This window comes from Pseudomonadota bacterium, from assembly GCA_039193195.1.
GTDB lineage: Bacteria > Pseudomonadota > Gammaproteobacteria > Steroidobacterales > JBCBZW01 > JBCBZW01.
The window spans coordinates 1-17,811 of the sequence record JBCCWS010000055.1 but is presented as its reverse complement, the minus strand read 5'-3'; the positions used below and the strand labels follow the sequence as shown (position 1 = coordinate 17,811).

Here is a 17,811-nt window from a genome sequence, read left to right as displayed (position 1 = left end):
GAACCCACGCGTTTTTGGCTGCTGGAGCGATACGAGTCAGCCGCGCCGCTCCCAGAGGTGGCCACCCCAACCGAAGCCTTTAGCTTGACGCCCGTTAGGGAAACACCCCCTTCGGCGCCTCCCATCGAGACGTGGCAAGCGCTTCATCCACGTTTGCGTGCCGCCCTCAGTCGGTATCGCCACAGCCGTGAACTGGACGTACCGCAAGTGGTGAAAGCGCAGTGTGACGGGCGAATACTCCACCGCATGCCTCGTCGCCGCCGCGTCGGTTGGAGCAGTCGATTGCACGTGGTGCTCGATCGCAGTACGCGGCTCACCCCGTATTGGCGTGATCAGGACGTGCTTTGGGAGACCCTTCGGCGCATCTTGCCGCCCACGGGGCTTTCGCGCGTCATCACGGAGCATCGCTACGCGCGGATGATGGACCCTACTCAACCTGGGAACAGCCATCACCAGCCTGCAGCAGGCGAGACGGTGCTCGCACTGACAGACCTTGGCTTGCTCAGCACGACGGATCCTGCGCCTCTCATCGCGGCCTGGTGCCGGTGGGCACGGTATTGGAAGGAGCACCACGCGCGCCCCGTCGTGCTGTTCCCCGGACTGATGCCCCGGGTGCCTGCGATGCTAGCGCAGCAGTTCACTATCGTGCCCTGGCAACAATTGCGACTGGCGAGCGACGGCGCCGATGACCAGGCGTGTATTGAGGAACTGATGGCGCTGCTGGCGCCGTTTGCGCGCGTGGAGCCGGGCCTGCTGCGCGAGTTGCGGATGCAGTGCCATCCCGATGCGGCTCTGGAAGCGAAGTGCTGGCAGCACCCGCGCGTGGCGAGCCCCCACAGCGAGGCTGCCACTCTATCGAGGGCCAACCCTCAGGCGGCGCAAGCCGCCTTCGCCGCGCGGGCGCAGCGCCTACGCCAAGACGCTATCGACATCGCGTCACGCTGGCACGCGACGCTGTCGCCAGAGGTCTTGGCGGCGGAGCTCGTCGCGTTGGAACCGGGAAATCGCTCACTGATCGATGCAGCCACGCTGAAGCGTGCTCGGGCGACGCTCATCGCGTTGAGTGCCACGGTGACGGAGGGGGATGGGCGCGATAGTGCATGGCAAGGCGCGGTGCGCAATTGGTGGTCGCAAATGGCGGACCAACTGCCGCAGGCCGTGCTCGACGATGCGGAGGTGGGCCTCGCCCTGCAGCGCATGGATCGCGTGCTACATCAGCACGATCCCGACTACGAGCCTGCCTACGTGCCGGACCCGCGGGTCACGGCCCCTACCGAGTCCGATGTGGTGTCTGAGGTCGACTTGTTACAAGAAGACGCGGCCGTAGTGCTGCGGCCGTTGGATAGTACGGCTCACCCGCACGCTAGTCCGATCGGGCGTCTCGCGTTGCGCGGAAAGCGTCTGCGGGTGGGGCGAGTGCCGAGATTTTGGCGCTCGACCCCGCCCGCCTGGGCTTGGCAATGGGGCTGGGATGAGTTCGAAACCCCATGGGTTACCGTCGCGTTTAGGCGTTTAGAGAACACCCTGTGTACGGCACGCCCAGGCGACGATGCTAACGATTGCGTCTTACAAACACTGCGGTGGATGTCCCCCGGCGAGTTCACCATGGGGTCACCTGAAGATGAGCCGGGGCGTCTTGATGACGAAGGCCCCCGTCATCGCGTGGCGCTGACGCGCGGCTTCTGGTTGTTCGACACGCCGGTGACGCAAGGGCTCTGGCAGTTGGTGATGGGCGAGAACCCGTCCCGCTTCCCCTCGCCCGAGCGACCTGTGGAGCGGGTGAGCTGGGACGATTGTCAGGCCTTCATGGATCGATTAAACGATGCCGTGCCCGATATGGCGCTGACCTTGCCCACCGAGGCGCAGTGGGAGTACGCCTGCCGCGCGGGCACTCAGACGGCACTTTGGAGTGGACCGATCGAATTACTGGGGGAGAACAACGCGCCAGCCTTGGATTCGGTTGCGTGGTATGGGGGGAACAGCGGAGTGGGCTTTGAACTCGGGGAGGTGGGCCTTCGGAGCGAGAGTGACCCTTGGTTGGACCCTGCAGAGTGGCCGAACAAGCAGTACGCGTTTGAGCGAGCGGGTTCGAGAGTCGTGCGCGAGAGGGGTGCTAATCCTTGGGGGCTATTCGACACGCTCGGCAACGTCTGGGAATGGTGCGCTGACTACGGTGGTGACGCCTACACGCAGGCGCCCGCCATCGATCCTACCGGTCCGAGCGCCGGCGTCGCCCGCGTCCTCCGGGGCGGGTCCTGGGCGCTTCGAGCGCGCCACGTGCGCTGTGCCTCCCGCGCTGCGTACGACCCGTCTCTCCGCTCCGCCTACCTGGGCTTTCGTTGTGCCCGAGTTCAACCCGGGGCGGAGCCCAGCAGCAAACCGGTGCCCGTGAAGGCGCGCAGGCCGGAGCGGACTGCGGAGCGGTCCAGGCGACGTGCCGGAGCGACCGCGACCGCCTACGAGCGCCTCGATCTGCGCCGAAAGCACCAGTTCGATCTCGCCAACGCGGGGGCGCTACGCCTCCACTCCAGCGAGGCGGACTTGACGCTGCGCTCGATCCGTCGCCCGGAGTGGGCGAGCGCCTTCGGCCGAGATCGGTTCGGTCTCTGGGCGGAGTTTACGTTGCTGGGGAATAGAGGCGCTGCGCAGTTGGTTGTCGACGCACCCCTGCACGAGCTCGCGGCCCGCCCGCACGTGACGCAACGGATGCGCTGGATACCTCCAGGGCAGTTCCTTATGGGGTCCCCCGCCGACGAACCCGGCAGGTTTGACGACGAACTTCAGCATCTGGTGGGCATCACGCAGGGATACTGGCTGTTCGATACGCCGGTTACTCAAGCCCTATGGAGCGTCGTGGTAGGGAAGAATCCCGCTCGGTTTACATCCCCGACGCGGCCGGTGGATTCCGTGTCATGGGAGGACTGTCAGGATTTTCTCGAGCGGATGAATGACGCTACGGAGTTGGCGTTGCGGTTGCCCACCGAAGCGCAATGGGAGTACGCGTGTCGTGCGGGCACCCGTGGCGCCATCTACACCGGTCCAATGGAAGTGCTCGGCGAGAACAACGCCCCGGCGCTCGATGCAATCGCGTGGTACGGGGGTAACTCCGGCGTCGACTTTGACCTGAAGCGTGGCGAGAGCGCGCGCCACTGGCCGCACAGGCAGCACGAGTTTAAGCAGGCGGGTACTCGTGTTGTGAGGCTGAAACAGGCGAATGCGTGGGGGCTGCATGACATGCTCGGCAATGTCTGGGAGTGGTGTGGGGATTGGAATGGCGCTTACTCCGACGGCCCTGCGCAAGATCCCGAGGGACCGAGCGCCGGCGACGCCCGCGTCTTCCGGGGCGGGTCCTGGGCGGATCGAGCGCGCGACGTGCGCTGTGCCTCCCGCCTTGCGGTCGACCCGTCTAGCCGCTTCGACAACCTGGGCTTTCGTTGTGCCCGAGTTCAGATTTAGCGTGCAGACCGGAGGTCTGCCGGGCTCCGGCAAAGGAGCCTTTCGCCCGTGCGCAGCCGGCGAAAGCGTCCATCTGAATGAGGCGCGAAGCGCCACCTTTCTTCACCATCGCGCTCAGGTCGGATGAGGGTGGGATCATCGAGGTGACGCTAGAAAGATCCCGACCAGGCAACAGCGATGGAGTGCGAGAATGCCGATCCAATTCAAGTTCTTCTACATACCGTCGAGCGACCCCGTCAACGCTACCGATGAGCTGAACGCGTTCATTGAACGACACAACGCGCTTACGGTAGAGCATGCGTTCGTCGATCAAGGGGTGAGCAGTGCCTGGAGCGTCTGCGTCCAGTATCACGTGTCCCTTCCGTCGCAAGGTGCGGCGACAGCCACAAATGCGTCTGGAAAACCTAAAAAACCACGGATCGACTATCGCGAGGTGCTCACCAAGGTGCAGTTCCACGTGTTTGCCCTTTTGCGTGATTGTCGCGCGCAATTGGCAACGCGCGAGGGCGTGCCGACTTACGTGATCGCGACCAACGAGCAGTTGGCAGCGATGGTGCGGGGCCGTGTGAACTCCAAGACCACACTTGCAGCGATCGACGGCATTGGCAAAGCGCGCACGGCGAACTACGGCGAACCCATGCTGGCGATCCTTCGTGAACACCACCAGGCACTATGCAACGACCCGGACGATGTGCCTTCGACGCCGGCCAGTGCTGGCGCTGCGACGTCCACGGCAGTGGTCAAAGCGCCGGACGTTGATGAAGCGTAGCGGGGTGACGCTAGAGGAAGTGGCGGCGTTTCCCAATCTGCTGGGGGCTCATGCGCTCGCGGCGAAAGCGAGCCGAGACGCCATTGCAACGGCGGCCTTCGCACGAACGCTGGAGGGCAACCTCATTTCCCTCCGAAACGCCATTCTCGATGGTTCGGTGGAAGTCGGCCGCATGCGCGCGTTCTGGATAAGGGATCCGAAGCGGCGCCTCATTCACGCCCCGGCCTTCGAAGAGCGCGTATTGCACCATGCGCTGATGGCCAAGGTGGGTCCGGTGCTCGAGCGTCGGTTGGTCGACGATACCTTCGCTTGCCGAAAGGGCAAGGGCACGCTCGCTGCGGTAAAGCGCGCGCAGCACCACGCGCGCCGATATTCCTACTACGCGCAGATTGACATCCGTGGCTACTTTCCCAGCATCGACCACGAGGTGCTTAATTGCCTGCTGTCTCGCAACTTGAAGCATCCGGGCGTGCGCCACTTGTGTGCGCGGATCATCGATGGGCATCACGCAACGCCGGGTTGCGGTCTGCCCATTGGTGCCCTCACCTCCCAGCATTTTGCTAATGCCTATCTCGCGAGCCTTGATCGATTCCTTGCCGACGATCCTAATGTGCGCGGTATGGTGCGCTACATGGATGATGTTGTGTGGTGGTGCGATGGCCGCCGAGAGGCGCGCAGCGTACTTCGGCAAGTTATCGCATTTGCTCAAGAAGTCCTGAAGCTGAACGTCAAGCAACCCGCGCGACTGGGTCCTTCAGCGCGAGGGTTATCCTTCTGCGGTTACCGTATCACTCCAGCGCGCTTGTCCCTGTCCAAGCGCACGCGGAAACGATACGTAGCCAACCGACGCGAGTGGGAGCGGTCTTACGCGGCCGGTGAGATCGTTGGAGGAGAGCTGCAGCGTGGTATGCAGTCCGTTGTGAGCGCGACGGTGCATGCGGATGCGCGCGGCTGGCGATGCGCGCAAATGTTACGTTCCCCTGTATCTTTTGACGCCTGAAGCGGCTACTGTCACCGCACCGGTCTGAGGTCGAGCGCCGGCGACGCCCGCGTCATCCGGGGCGGGTCCTGGGCGAATCAAGCGCGCAACGTGCGCTGTGCCTACCGCAATGCGAACGACCCGTCTAACCGCAACGACAACCTGGGCTTTCGTTGTGCCCGAGCTCACGCCCGAGTCCCACCCAGGGAGGGGGGCTTGAACAGACTTCGGTCCGGGCCACCGGTGTTTACTCAGTCGCTCGGTTGGCAAAAGCGAAGCGGCCGCCGGTGTGTTAGTAGCGTCAACCGTGACGCGAACGCTCACCGGCCGGCACCCTCTACCCTCAATTCTACGGTTGGTGTCCAGCTAGCGCAGTCCCTATCATACGATGCCATGAGCACTGCGATTGATCCCGCCAAACACCCCCTCGTGAATGGGGGGTGCCCGCAATGGGCGGATGGAGTGGGGGAGGACGCGTTCGGTCCTTTCGCCGAGTTGCGGTTTGTTCATGAGGGGCAAGATGGCGTTCAACGCCTGCGGTGGATACCTCCAGGCACCTTTCAAATGGGAGCCGGCGCCGACGACCGGGAAGCGTACGATCGCGAGAAACCCCAGCACCAGGTAACGCTGACCCAAGGCTATTGGCTGTTCGATACGCCGGTCACGCAAGCCCACTGGATTTCCGTGATGGACGAAAACCCGTCGAAGTTCGACGGAACAAGTCACCCAGTGGAGCACGTGAGCTGGCATGACGCGCAGACGTTTCTCAACCGCCTCAATGAGCAACGCTCAGGGCTAGTGTTGTCGCTTCCAACGGAAGCACAGTGGGAGTACGCGTGTCGGGCAGGGAGTGATACCCCCCGCTATGGCGATCTTCGGGACATCGCCTGGTACTCGCAAAACAGCAAGCGTAAAACCCATCCGGTGGCGACGCTAGCGCCGAGCCGGTGGGGTCTCTACGACATGCTAGGCAACGTCTGGGAGTGGTGCGCGGACGGCTTACGCCGCTATTCCGAGGATCCGGCTCTCAATCCTGCGGACGTGAGCGCCGGCGACGCCCGCGTCATCCGGGGCGGGTCCTGGGCGCTTCGAGCGCGCTACGTGCGCTGTGCCTGCCGCTATGCGCTCGTCCCGTCTCTCCGCTACGGCACCCTGGGCTTTCGTTGTGCCCGAGTTCAAACCTAGCCCCGGTACTGGTCCTCAGGCCGGTCTGGGCTGCGCAGCGGACGTCGCCCCGGCGGAGCCGGGCGTACGGGAGCGGTCGAGCGAGTAGCAACCCGCCTGCACGGTGAAGGCCTCGAACACATCGAGACGCCTAATTGAGCCGTTGCCGTTCACGTCGCGCCGATCATCTGGCTCATCCGCCGCCGTGCTGAAGGTGATTGCGAAAATTAGGGCACCCGCCGTGATCGGTCGGATTCTGAGTCACTTGAATGAGTTTGGGGAGAACGCTGCTGTGACGGACGGGGCTGCAAGGTCCGCCGGCGCAGTGGTGGGTGGCGAGGAGACCAAGGGAATCCCGAGCGCCGTCCGCGGGTCTCTCGAAAGGTGGTTGGCGAGACGGGGCGTGACGTGATCACCCGCATGCCAAGTGGCGCGCTCGCGCTGCTGGTCGCCTGGGAGCTCTCGGCCTGCGCAGGCCTGCCCAGCGCACGACACGCGCAATTCCAATCGACCCTCCCCGTCGACGCGGAGCGCTTCGGCCCCAGGCCTGACCTCGTGGACGAGGTCGCCGTCTTCGCCTTGAGCGAGGAGCAACAGCACGTGTTCCTCGAGTACTTCCACCAACCCCTTCGCCAGGCCACACCGCCCCACGAGCGCGTGCACGACTACCTGCTGCATGTCACCGGCGCCTTCGACTTCCACAACGACACCCGCACCGCCTCGCAGGCGCTGGGTCGGCGTCCGGCAACTGCCTCTCCCTGGCTATCCTCACCACCGCGTTAGCTGACCTGGTGGAGATCGATGTCGATACTACCAGCTAGTGGACGGCAGGCCCGTGTTCGAACAGCGCGGCGACATCGTCTCCCGCGGCGTGCACTTACGTAGCATCCTCCACGACCCACGCTGGCAAAAGGTCACCGACGGCACCTCGGGCGCACGCCGGCTGCGCATCCGCTTCGACTACTGCCCCGAGGACGGCGAGCGCGTTCGCCTCATCGGCAACCTGCCCTACGAGTCCTGGGTGGCGGCGGGGCGCGAGGCGATGGCCGCGGGCGAGCACCGGGAAACCGCGCGCTACTTCGCGCAAGCGTTGGGCATCGCCCCCTGCCTGCACGAAGCGCACGCCCAGCTAGCCATTGCGTACCTGCACAGGGGCAAGCGCCAGCGCGCGGAGCAGGCGCTTGGATTGGCTTTGGAGAACGCGCCCCGCCGCAGCACGCGATCGCTCTACGAAGCGAAGCTGGCGGTGCTGGACCGCAAGGCCGGCACGTCCTAGGCGAGGTCCCGGGCGCCACCGTCGTGCGCCCGGAGCCTATCGCCAGGCTTAGTCCACGTTACCCAGGATGATGATCCGAATCGGGTCGGCAGGGTCCGCCTGCAGCCCGGCGGCGACGCAGTCGAAGGTGGCGAGGCCGTCGTTGATGAGCACGGTCTGGCCCGTCGCCTGGTTGGTGCAGCTCACCGTGGCCACGGTGGCCCCGAACACTTCGCCGCCGACGGGATCGACCGGCGGTGCGTTGGCGCCCGTGCCGATCAGCAGCACGCGGACATCCGGTTCGTCTTCATCGTTCGACGCCACCGAGACCACGCCGATGGCGCGGCCGTTGAGCGACGGCGCGAACACGGCATCGAAGCTGCACTGACCACCGGGCGCGAGCACGGCCAGCGAACACGTGTCGTTGCTGAGCGTAAAGGCGGGGTTCGTGGACTGCAGCGTGTTGGTGATCACGAGATCCGCATCGCCCACGTTGGAGACCTGAATCGTGCGCGATGCCGACATGTCGCCCACGTCCACCGTGCCGAAGTTCACCCGGTCGGGCACCACGTCGATGTCCGGCGCGCCGAAGCAGGAGCCGAAGATGCACTGGAGGTTCACGGAGTAGGAGCCGGTCTCGTTGATGCCGGAGTCGAACATGGCCATCGTGTAGGTGCCGGTCTGGGTCAGCGAAAGCTGCTCGAAGGTGCCTGAGTTGTTGGGCGGAATGAGCGTGGTGATGAGCACGCCATCGGGGCCATAGACCTCCAGGAAGGGGTCGAGGGCGGCGTTGTCGAGATCGGTCGCGGTGATGCGAATCGTGTCGCCGCTCACGCCGGTGAAGGCGATGATGTCGCTGTCGGCGATGGGTGAGATCGTATCGACGATGGTCTCGTCGTAGCCGATGGACACGGCCGTCGGCGGCAGCGGGAACAGTTGCTGGGCGGCGACCGTGTAGTTGCCGGTCTCCGAGTCGCCGATGTCGGAGGCGATCAGCGTGTAGGTGCCGGTGCTGTCGAGGGTGGCGGTGGCGCGGGTGCCGCTGAAGTTCGGGGTCACCAGGCCGAGCAGGGGATCGCCGTTCGGGAGGCGTACGTCCACGAAGGTGTCCTGGGCGGCGTTGTCGCGATCCGACGCGCTGAAGATCACCGTGATGCCCGCCGTCCCCTCGAAGGAGAACACGTCGCTGTCGCCGGCGGGCGAGAGGCTCGCTTCTACCTCGCAGTCGACGCACACCTCCACGGTCTCCGGTGGCAGGGGCGAGAGGCGCTGCAGGGCGATGTGGTAGCTGCCGACCTCGTTGTTGCCCGCGTCGGAGACCAGCACGCTGACCGTGCCGTCACACGGGCCGTCGAACTCTAGGGAGGCGCCCGCCTGGTTGGGCGTGCTGATGACGTCGAAGGAGGTGCCCACGCAGTCGAAGAGCTCGGCCACGGGGTCAGCGGCGGCGTTGTCACGGTCGACGAGGGTGAGGCGGTAGCGCTCCAGGGTGCTCGCCTCCAGGGTGAAGACGTCCGTGTCGCCGGCTGCTTCGATTTCACAGCTGAAGATGTCGCCGACGACGAGCGCGGTGGTGGGGGCGTCGGGGTCGCAGGGGGTGAGCTCGTCCGCCAAGGCCGCACCTCCGCTCTGCATCATGACCCAAGCCGCGGCAGCGGCCAGGGCGCGCGTGCTGCGCCGAAGTCGTTGATTGTCCATCACATCCTTCTCCTTAAACTCGCTCTAAGGTGGTGAGGCGCTCCTCCCCTACTCCTTCTCTGCGTAGAACGCCGATGAATCGCGCAAGCAATTTGCTTGTTAGCACTGGTGCGACGCATCAGTCCCCCGGGACTTGATTGCGACGTCAGGCGAGGTGAATGATGGGGCTCATGCAGGTGCTGATAGCCCGGAGGTAAGGATGGCCGACGGTTCGAAGGGCCCTGAAGAGGCGGCCGCCGCAGCGCTGGCGGCGATGAGCTACGAAGAGCTGCGGCGCATCGCCAGCCGCCTGATGCGAGCCGAGCGCGAGGGGCACACGCTGCGCGCCACCGCCCTGGTGCACGAGGCCTTCATCAAGCTGGCGCAAGACGAGGCGCGTCGCTACGCCTCGCCTCTCCACTACGTGCGCACGGCCGTGCGCGCCATGCGCCACACGCTGATCGATTATGCGCGTCGAACGGCCAGTCAACGCCGTGACTACGGTCTGCGCGTAACCCTCGATGAGGCCCACGGCTGCGAACGCTCACCACCGCTAAGCCTCCTGGAGCTGTGCGAGGTGCTGCAGCAGCTCGATGAGGTGCGCCCCAAGCTTGCGGCCGTGTTCGAGCTGCGCGCGCTCGGCGGCTTGAATGTGCGCGAGTGCGCGGAGGCGCTCGGCATCAGTCAGCGCACGGTGAATACCCGCTGGGAGGCGGGTCGTGCTTGGGTGGCCGACAGGCTTTCTGCCTCGGTGCTATGAGCGACGATACGCGAACGGATCACCTATGTGATCTGTTCGTACGAGCGGCTAGCCTCGACGACGATGCGCTGGGCCCGTTTCTGGATGCGCATTGCGATACGCCGGCGCTGCGCGAGGAGTTGTCGCGCTTGCTCGCTGCGCGGCACGATGCCGCTGTTCGCTTTCCGTCGTTAGGTCCGTTCGAGTGTGCGCAGCACGACACCCTGCCGACCCTCGAGCGCTACGATCTCCTGCGTCCCCTGGGTAAGGGCGGGCAAGCGCGGGTGTACCTCGCCATGCAGCACGAGACGGAACGTCTGGTGGCGGTCAAGCTGCTCGCGCCCCTGGGCGCGGAGACGACGCGCCACTTGCTCCAGCCCGAGCCGGTGCTCCAGGCCACGACTGCCCATCGCAACGTTGCGGTCATCCACGAGGCGAGCGTTGAGGACAGCGCGGTGCCCTACATCGCCATGGAGTATGTGGAGGGGCCGTCGATCGATGTCTTCTGCGATGGCGAGCGCTTGGCGATCCCCGCGCGCTTGCGGTTGTTCTTGGATGTGTGTGCTGGGGTGACCCACGCCCATCGGCGTGGGGTGCTCCATCGTGATATCAAGCCGAGCAACGTGCTGGTCTCGCGCAGTGATGGTCAACCCTGCCCGAAGCTCATCGACTTTGGCATTTCCCGCAGCGTAGGCAGCACCTCGTCGAGCGTCAGCGATCCCTGGGTGAGCGGCACGCCGCCCTATTGGAGTCCTGAGCAAGCCGCCGGCGCGTACGCGCTGACCGTGGCCAGCGACGTGTATTCGCTGGGCATACTGTTGCTGGAGCTGCTAACCGGTCCCCTTCCGCGGGAAGGTGCGGTGGGGCAGGCGAGTGATCGTTTGCGTCAGCTAGCGCCCCAGGAGTTGGCCGCGCGTGCCAGCGAACGCGGGTTGGAGAACCGGGCGCGGCTGATCCGCCAGGTGACCGGGGATCTCGATTGCATCGTGCTCCGCGCTACGGCCCATGACCCGGACCTGCGCTACGCCACGGTCGCGGCGCTCGCGCAGGACATCAACCGCCACTTGGCGCGGCGTGCCGTGAGTGCACGTCCCCCTTCGCTCGCCTACGGCCTGAGTAGGACCGTTGCGAGCCATCGTCGTGCCTTTCTCGTGGCGGGTGCATTCGTACTAACCGCTGTGGTGGCGACCGTGTCACTGCTGCAGGAGCATCGCAACGCGCTGCGGGCGACGCGCGCTGCACAGCTCGCCGAGGCGAGTGCGGCAGCGGACTCGGCAAGGGCCCAGGCGGTGACGGAGCTGCTCATAGACATCTTCGAGGAGGCGGACCCTTCCGCCACGCGCGGGGCCTCGATCACCGCCGCCGAGGTGTTCGAGACCGGTGCGACTCGGGTCCTGCAGCGGCTCGCCGACCAGCCGAGCACGCAGGCCACGCTGCTCGATGCGATTGGGCAGGTGTACCGCAGTTTGGCGCTCTACGGGCGGGCCCGTGAGATCGCCACCGAGGCCGTGAGCGTGCGTCGCGAACTCGAGCCAGACGATGCCGCCTACGCCGAGAGCGTTCGCCTGCTCGGCCTCGCGGAGTTCGGGAGCGGCCGCTACGAGGACGCTCTCGCCAGCCATCGCGAAGCGTTGGCCCTCAACGAGCACCTGTTCGGTCGCGAGAGTGCGGCGTACGCCATCAATCTGCACAACCTTGGCGTGACGCACCTACAACTTGGCAGCCTCGAGCCGGCTCTGGAGGTGCTCGAGCAGGCGCTGGTGCTGAAGCGTCGCCACCTGCCGCCGGCGCATGATTCTCTTGCGGAGACGCTCACGGCGGTAGGCTCTGCCCATCGTCGGCTAGGTCACTACGAGGAGGCGCGCGCCGCATTCGAGGATGCGTTGGTGCTGCGCCGTGCGCTCGGTCAGGACATTCACCGCGACACGATGCTGTTGCTCTCCAATCTTGGCGCCACCGCCAACAACCTCGGTGACCACGCCACCGCCGAAGCCTACCTTCGCGATGCGCTCGCCATGCACGAGGTGATCTATGGCGAGCGCAATCACCATCATGTGGGGGCGGTGTTGTCGAACCTTGGAGCGGCGCTCGCTGCCCAGGATGAACTCGACGCCGCCGGCGGCGCCTTGCGTGATGCTGTCGGAAGGTTACGCGGGTTGCTCGGTGCGGCGCACCCGGATGTCGCTTTCGTCCTGTTGAACCTGGGGTCTCTCGAGCTACGTCAGCAGCAGGCAGGTGCAGCGCGAGGGCACCTGGCGGAGGCGCTTGAGATCCTGGAGCAGACGAAGCTTCAGCAGGTGGTGCACTACTGCATTGTGCGGGCGAGTTTGGCGATGGCGCTCATGGACGAGGGCGACCTGGCAGGGGCGGAGGCCCACGCCCAGGCTGGATCTACCTGTGCGCGTGCGCAGTTGCCTGAGGGGCACCGGTGGGTGGCGATTGCAGACTCGGTGCTCGCGGGGGTGTGGCTGCGCCAGGGGCGCGCTGGGGAGGCCGTGGGTACACTGCAGCAAGCGGTCGCAATACTGGAGATGATCTCTGGGACACCGGGTTGGCGAGTTCAGCGAGCGCAGGCCGATCTGGGGCGAGCGCGATCCGAGAGCAGGGATCGGCAATTGGGTTGCGCCATCGACGACCCATAGCACGTTCGCGAAGCGAGTCCGATCCTATGAGGCTGATCAACCTGCCGGCGGGTCAATCAGCAGCTGGGGAATCACGCCTTCGGTGAACAGCCAAGGGGGGCCGAATACTGCGATGACGAGGTAGATCGCCGCCACGGCTATCCACCAGCCGCGGCGGTGCTGGCCGCGAGAGCGCCAACCCTCTTGGGCCGAGCTTACTCTTTGGAGTTCTTCGTCGAGTCTCGGCACTGGTAGGCCTTAGACATGGGGGCGAGTTGGCGACCTAAGGACACTAGGCGTCCGCCAGGGTCAGCGCGCTCGGCGCCGATGAGTATGTCGTCGATGCCATCGCCGTTGATGTCGCCGATGCCGGACACGACCTTGGCGGCACCAGGCGCGCGGGTTGCGAGATTCACCCCTTCGCTGCCATCACCCGTTGGCAACCTGGCCAGCTCGAACACGGCTGGAAACTCGCCTGCGAACGCGGCGGCGCTGATTAACAGCAAGCTCGCTGCTACTGCGGGGAGTTGAGGTCGGCGTGGTGCCGGCGATGCCAGTGTCGCTGCGCCGTAGGTTGAGGGTTGGGGAGTGATTGCTAGTGGGCCGCTTGGTAAACCGGCGAAGGGCTGCTGGATGCGCGCCTTGAGGCCTAGCCCGTACGCTGCGAATTGACGATCGTCGGTACGAGGCAGACCGGGAGGGGGGCGGCGCGCTGGCGTACTCGGGGTCCCGCCGCGTACCCACGGACTGAGCGAGTCATCGCTCATCGGGTGGTTCGGATGCGCCCGCGCCGGCACATCCGAACCCGGTCGGCTCCGAGCCCTAGCGCGCCTGACTGAACCGCGCCTGCAGGGCCTCAACGGCTCCCTGCGGGTCGATCACCTTCAAGCCATCCTTCTCCTCGCTCGCCGTGCCCTCGATCAGGCGGCGAATCTGAGCGACGCCAGCCTCAGGCGCCATCGCCCACAGCTTAGCGGCGAGGTTAGTCACCTGCGGCGCCGCCAGCGACGTGCCAGAGAGCAGCAATTCCGAACCGCCCGGCGCCACCGTCGGCACGTTCTTGCCGTTGGCGTAGACATCGATCGACTCGCCGTAGCTGGTGAAGTGGGCCGGCTCCAGCGCCACGTCGACGGCGCCCACGGTCATCACGTTCGGCAGGTCGATGCCCGCCGGAAAACTCTTCACGAAGTTGACGTTCTCATCTTCGTTGCCGGCGCCCGCCACGAAGAGGATCTCCGGCGCCGACTGGAAGGCTTCGATGGCCGCCGCGTTCATGGTGGCGAAGATGGCGCTGGCGCGGTCGCGACGCGTCTCCTCGTCCGGCTCGGCCGCCTCCAACGTGCGCTCGATCATCGGCGTAGAGATGCGCCAGCTCAGGTTGGCCACCTTGACGCCCGCGCGTTGGAAGTGCGCGACCGTCGACTTCAGGTGCTCGACGACGTTCGCCGCGAAGGCCTCATCGAAGGGCGCTGGGGTGGCCTGCACCTTGGCGTCGAAGCGCGAGTAGGTGAGAACGGCGGCGGGGTTGTCCATTTGCGCCGTGTACGCGGTGGCGGTGCCGTGGAGGTAGAGGCCGATGCGGCCCATCTGCAGCTGGAAGGGAGCGACTTGCTCGGCGGTTAGCGACGTCATGGCCTGGCGATAGGCGCTGGCGTCCTCGCTGTCGATGCCAGCGAGGATGTCGAAGCGGCCCTTCACGAAGCCGATCAGGCTGTCCATGGACTGCAGATCGCCCTCGGGCATGGGGCGCAGGGCGCCCGTGGACGGTAGATAGTCCGTGTCGTAGGCCACGCCGTGGATGTCGTCGATGAAACCGTTGCCGTCGTCGTCGCGGCCGTTGCGCGTCTCGTTGGGGTTCACCCAACGGTTCTGGAACAGGGACATGTCCGTGCCGCTGTCCCAGATGCCCACGGTCACGGGCGTGAGCGAGGGGGATGACGCGAGGGCGACCTGGCGCTCGCTCCACCGATCGACCTTGCTAACTTGAGCGGCGGCGAGGCGTTCGCCGATCGCCTCGGCGATCACCGTGCCCAAGGGCAGGTAAAGGGCGGTTTCGCTCACGGCGAGGATCTGGGCGGCGAAGTCGCGGTCGACGGTCATGTCCGCTTGCGCGGCGCGCAGGTCGTAGGAGCCCTCGAGGGAGCCGCGCAGGAGGGCGGGGGTGAGCACGTCGAAGGAGCTCTTCACCTGGCGCAGCGTGTCCTGGGCGAGGCTGAGGTCCATGGCGTTGAGGCGTGCATTCAGGGCCTTGGCGAAGGCATCCTGTAGGTGCTGTTCGCTGGCATCCGTCGTGCCGGCTGCCTTGGCGGCTTCGATGTAGGCGCTTGGGATGAAGCCCGCGGTCTCGCGGGCCGCGTCCTTATCTTCTAGGGCGCGAATCTGCCCGATGAGTGCCAGGGCATCGTCGAAGCGACCCTCCAGGATGGCGATTCGTCGCAGGTGACCCAGGAGGTTGCGACGGGTGCCGGCGTCGGCGATGTCGTGCTGGTCGAGCACGCGCTGCACGTCTTGCTCCAGTGCGTCGCGGAGGGTGTCGAAGGCGACGCCGCGATCGAGGGCCAGCAGGCTGGGGGCGGCGTCGAGGGCAAACTCCGTGCGCGGCAGGTCCGCGGCGCTGGTCACCTTCGTGCGCGCGTCAGCCGCGATCGAGGCGAGGGGCAGGGCGCACAGGGCGGCGATGGCGAGCGCTCGCTGGAGCGGGTGCATGGTGACGATCGGGTCTGACATAGTTCGGTCCTCTCGAGTGGGTGGCATTAGCAAGCTGATCCGGCAGTCGCTGGTGCGGCCGCCGGATTTCACTCGCAGTGTCGAGGCCGACCCTGTCTCGGTGATGTCCCGGGTGTATCCGCAGCCACAGGGTCGGACACAATCGAGATACCTTCGCGCGGTACAACGCCAACCCTATGAAGCAAGTAGTGATCGTTGACGACGATCGCGGGATCCGCGATGCGGTCGGGGAGTACCTGACGCGCCACGGTTTGACCGTGCGCGCCGCCGAGGACGCGTCGGGCCTCGACGCCCTGCTCGCCGAGGCGCCGGCCGACCTGATCATCCTCGACCTGATGATGCCGGGGGAGGACGGTCTCTCCGTGTGTCGACGGCTGGGACCGGAGGGCCCGCCGATCCTGATGCTCTCGGCCCTGGGCGAGACCACCGATCGCATCGTGGGCCTGGAAATCGGCGCCTCGGACTATCTGGCGAAGCCCTTCGAACCGCGCGAGCTGCTCGCCCGCGTTCGCGCCCTGTTGCGCCTAACGGAGCGCGAAAGTGCCGACAGCCCGCCCGAGGGTGGGTCCTTCACCTTCGCCGGGTGGACCGTGGACCGTGATGCGCGCCACTTGCTCAGCCCGTCAGGCGAGCGCACGACCCTCACCGCCGGTGAGCTTGCGGTGTTGATGGCGTTCCTCGAGCGGCCACAACGTTTGCTCACCCGCGACCAACTGCTCGATCTGGCCCGAGGCCGGGACGCCGAAGGTTTCGATCGCGCCATCGATCTCGCCGTCTCCCGCTTGCGGGCGAAGCTGAAACCCGATGGCACGCGTCTGATCGAGACCGTGCGCGGCGAGGGCTACCGGTTCACCGCGAAGGTAGAAGGCAGGTGAGCGCGCCAGCCGTCACACCTCGCGGAAGATCGGCGTTCGTCGCCGTTCTCAGCGTGATACTGGCCACGGCGTTGGTGGTGCAGATCGTTGGCTTCGTCATCGTGTTGACGACGCCCACGCCGACGGCCGCCCACGCGAGCCTGACCACCGTGGCGGACTTGCTCCGCGACGGTGCGCTCACAACCCCCGTGGATCTACGCCGGCGGACGGCGTCAGGGCCGCCCAGCGGCCAACGATCACCGCTGATGGAGCTGGCCCTCGCCGAGCTCCTCGGTGTGCCGGCCGAGCGCTGTCGCGTCGTCTGGCTCGAGCGGCACCGCGACGACTTCGAGATCAAGCTCCAGGTGATCGCCGACGGCGAGGCTCAGACCTACGCCAACGATCCGATGCTCCTCTCGCCCGACCAGGCGGCGCTGACCGAAGGTGTCCTCGCTGCCTTAGTGTCGCCGGCGGTCAAGCTACCGGCCTACCGGGCGGCGGCGCTGGGCGAGGATGGGGCGTGGGCGATCGTCGATCCCGTGCGGCCGCTGTTCGTGGGGTGGCGCGTGCGCATGATCGCCGCCTTCGCCCTGGTGTTGCTGGCCCTCGTGCCGGTCGCCTGGTGGGTGGCGAGGCGCCTGAGCCAACCCATGCGGGCGTTGGCCCAAGCGGCCGCGAACATCGATCTGTCGGATGATCGCCCGACCGCCCTGCAAGGTCCTGCGGAAGCGCGCGCTGCGGCCGAGGCCCTGGACGCCATGCGCGCCCGCCTGCGCGCCCAGGCCAGTGATCGCGAGCGCGTGGTGGCGGCGATGGCCCACGACTTAAGAACACCATTGACTACCCTTCGCGTGCGCGCGGAGACGGCGCCGGAGCCCGATCGAATGCGCATGGCGGAGGAGATCGCCCGCATGGATCGCATGATCGGCGACGTGCTGGCCTACACCCGCGGGGCGGCGGGCGTGCGGGCGAAGGAGTCGGTGGATCTGCTGGCGCTCGTGCGCGCGGCGGTGGATGAAGCCGCCTTGCGCGCGCCGGCCCGGCTCGCCGATGCGCCGGCCGAGTGCACCGTCCAGGGGGAGCCCCTGTCCTTGCGCCGCGCGCTCTGCAATCTGATCGATAACGCCCAAAGCTACGGCGAGGGCGCAGACGTATCCCTCGCGTGCACCCCCACTGAGGTGACGCTGACGGTGGCAGACCGCGGGCCCGGCATCGATTCCGATGATGCCGAGCGCTTGCTGGAGCCCTTTCAGCGCGGGGAGGCGTCGCGCTCGCGAGCGACCGGCGGCGCGGGCTTGGGGCTCAGCGTGGCGCGTGATACGGCGCGCGCCCACGGCGGGAGTGTGGTGCTGCGCAATCGCGACGGCGGCGGTCTGGAGGCTGTGATGGTGCTGGCGCGCTGAGGGCGCCAGCACCGCCGCTCGAGCGGTCTAGCCTGCTTTATTCATGAGGTGTGGCGTTGAGCCCCTGAGATGAGATCGTAGGGCGTTGACCGCAGCTGAGCGAGTGCCTGTGAGGCGTTCTCAGGGTTGAGGCCGGCGTTTTCCGAGTGTTGGGGTCGCTCATGCAG

The 17,811-nt window shown here is 66.3% G+C and carries 13 protein-coding genes and 1 pseudogene; 10 read left to right on the top strand and 4 right to left on the bottom strand.

The features are described 5' to 3' along the window. The first annotated feature begins 288 nt into the window (after positions 1-288). Both AAGA68_24420 and AAGA68_24415 read left to right on the top strand, forming a co-directional pair. Positions 289-3,456 (top strand): formylglycine-generating enzyme family protein, encoded by a 3,168-nt coding sequence (locus AAGA68_24420; protein MEM9388218.1) that lies wholly within the window; start codon positions 289-291, stop codon positions 3,454-3,456. A 190-nt stretch (positions 3,457-3,646) separates the two neighbouring features. Further along, positions 3,647-4,225, top strand: a complete 579-nt coding sequence (locus tag AAGA68_24415) for an HRDC domain-containing protein (protein MEM9388217.1) — start codon at positions 3,647-3,649, stop codon at positions 4,223-4,225. Positions 4,226-4,235: 10 nt separating this feature from the next. Here the strand turns inward: AAGA68_24415 and AAGA68_24410 are convergent, their stop codons facing one another. Beyond that, complete coding sequence (locus AAGA68_24410) at positions 4,236-4,961, bottom strand: hypothetical protein (protein ID MEM9388216.1); 726 nt, start codon at positions 4,959-4,961, stop codon at positions 4,236-4,238. A gap of 288 nt (positions 4,962-5,249) precedes the next feature. Between AAGA68_24410 and AAGA68_24405 the strand changes: the two are divergent. The 4 genes and pseudogenes from AAGA68_24405 (at position 5,250) to AAGA68_24390 (ending at position 7,644) form a co-directional block, all read left to right on the top strand. Beyond that, a pseudogene (locus AAGA68_24405) lies at positions 5,250-5,375 on the top strand (SUMF1/EgtB/PvdO family nonheme iron enzyme). A 222-nt stretch (positions 5,376-5,597) separates the two neighbouring features. After that, positions 5,598-6,389, top strand: a complete 792-nt coding sequence (locus tag AAGA68_24400; protein MEM9388215.1) for a formylglycine-generating enzyme family protein — start codon at positions 5,598-5,600, stop codon at positions 6,387-6,389. Positions 6,390-6,788: 399 nt separating this feature from the next. Beyond that, on the top strand, positions 6,789-7,151 hold the full coding sequence (locus tag AAGA68_24395; GenBank protein MEM9388214.1) for a hypothetical protein: 363 nt from the start codon (positions 6,789-6,791) through the stop codon (positions 7,149-7,151). A gap of 52 nt (positions 7,152-7,203) precedes the next feature. Further along, the gene (locus AAGA68_24390; protein MEM9388213.1) at positions 7,204-7,644 is read left to right on the top strand and encodes a tetratricopeptide repeat protein; all 441 of its coding nucleotides are present in this window, start codon (positions 7,204-7,206) and stop codon (positions 7,642-7,644) included. A gap of 48 nt (positions 7,645-7,692) precedes the next feature. Here the strand turns inward: AAGA68_24390 and AAGA68_24385 are convergent, their stop codons facing one another. Beyond that, entirely contained in the window at positions 7,693-9,321 is a 1,629-nt protein-coding gene (locus AAGA68_24385) for a choice-of-anchor D domain-containing protein (protein ID MEM9388212.1), read from the bottom strand. Positions 9,322-9,520: 199 nt separating this feature from the next. Between AAGA68_24385 and AAGA68_24380 the strand changes: the two genes are divergently transcribed. Continuing rightward, positions 9,521-10,060, top strand: a complete 540-nt coding sequence (locus AAGA68_24380) for an ECF-type sigma factor (protein MEM9388211.1) — start codon at positions 9,521-9,523, stop codon at positions 10,058-10,060. Continuing rightward, positions 10,057-12,681, top strand: coding sequence for a serine/threonine-protein kinase (locus tag AAGA68_24375; protein MEM9388210.1), 2,625 nt, complete (start codon positions 10,057-10,059; stop codon positions 12,679-12,681). The genes AAGA68_24380 and AAGA68_24375 overlap by 4 nt, the downstream gene beginning before the upstream one ends. A gap of 194 nt (positions 12,682-12,875) precedes the next feature. Here the strand turns inward: AAGA68_24375 and AAGA68_24370 are convergent, their stop codons facing one another. After that, a complete protein-coding gene (locus AAGA68_24370) occupies positions 12,876-13,166 on the bottom strand; it encodes an integrin alpha (GenBank protein ID MEM9388209.1) in 291 nt (96 codons plus the stop codon). A 316-nt stretch (positions 13,167-13,482) separates the two neighbouring features. Further along, positions 13,483-15,387 carry a S8 family serine peptidase gene (locus tag AAGA68_24365; GenBank protein MEM9388208.1) on the bottom strand — a complete coding sequence of 635 codons (1,905 nt, stop codon included), beginning with the start codon at positions 15,385-15,387 and terminating at the stop codon, positions 13,483-13,485. Between the two features lie 176 nt (positions 15,388-15,563). Between AAGA68_24365 and AAGA68_24360 the strand changes: the two genes are divergently transcribed. Both AAGA68_24360 and AAGA68_24355 read left to right on the top strand, forming a co-directional pair. Further along, positions 15,564-16,262 (top strand): response regulator, encoded by a 699-nt coding sequence (locus tag AAGA68_24360; GenBank protein MEM9388207.1) that lies wholly within the window; start codon positions 15,564-15,566, stop codon positions 16,260-16,262. Continuing rightward, positions 16,259-17,644, top strand: a complete 1,386-nt coding sequence (locus AAGA68_24355) for a HAMP domain-containing sensor histidine kinase (protein ID MEM9388206.1) — start codon at positions 16,259-16,261, stop codon at positions 17,642-17,644. Before AAGA68_24360 ends, AAGA68_24355 begins: the two co-directional genes overlap by 4 nt. The last annotated feature ends 167 nt before the right edge of the window (positions 17,645-17,811 follow it).

Excerpts from the sequence above, each read along its gene's own strand:
- AAGA68_24400 (MEM9388215.1), top strand. The coding sequence starts at position 5,598 with ATGAGCACTGCGATTGATCCCGCCAAACACCCCCTCGTGAATGGGGGG.
- AAGA68_24395 (MEM9388214.1), top strand. The coding sequence starts at position 6,789 with ATGCCAAGTGGCGCGCTCGCGCTGCTGGTCGCCTGGGAGCTCTCGGCC.
- AAGA68_24375 (MEM9388210.1), top strand. The coding sequence starts at position 10,057 with ATGAGCGACGATACGCGAACGGATCACCTATGTGATCTGTTCGTACGA.
- AAGA68_24365 (MEM9388208.1), bottom strand. The coding sequence starts at position 15,387 with ATGTCAGACCCGATCGTCACCATGCACCCGCTCCAGCGAGCGCTCGCC.
- AAGA68_24380 (MEM9388211.1), top strand. The coding sequence starts at position 9,521 with ATGGCCGACGGTTCGAAGGGCCCTGAAGAGGCGGCCGCCGCAGCGCTG.
- AAGA68_24415 (MEM9388217.1), top strand. The coding sequence starts at position 3,647 with ATGCCGATCCAATTCAAGTTCTTCTACATACCGTCGAGCGACCCCGTC.
- AAGA68_24385 (MEM9388212.1), bottom strand. The coding sequence starts at position 9,321 with ATGGACAATCAACGACTTCGGCGCAGCACGCGCGCCCTGGCCGCTGCC.
- AAGA68_24360 (MEM9388207.1), top strand. The coding sequence starts at position 15,564 with ATGAAGCAAGTAGTGATCGTTGACGACGATCGCGGGATCCGCGATGCG.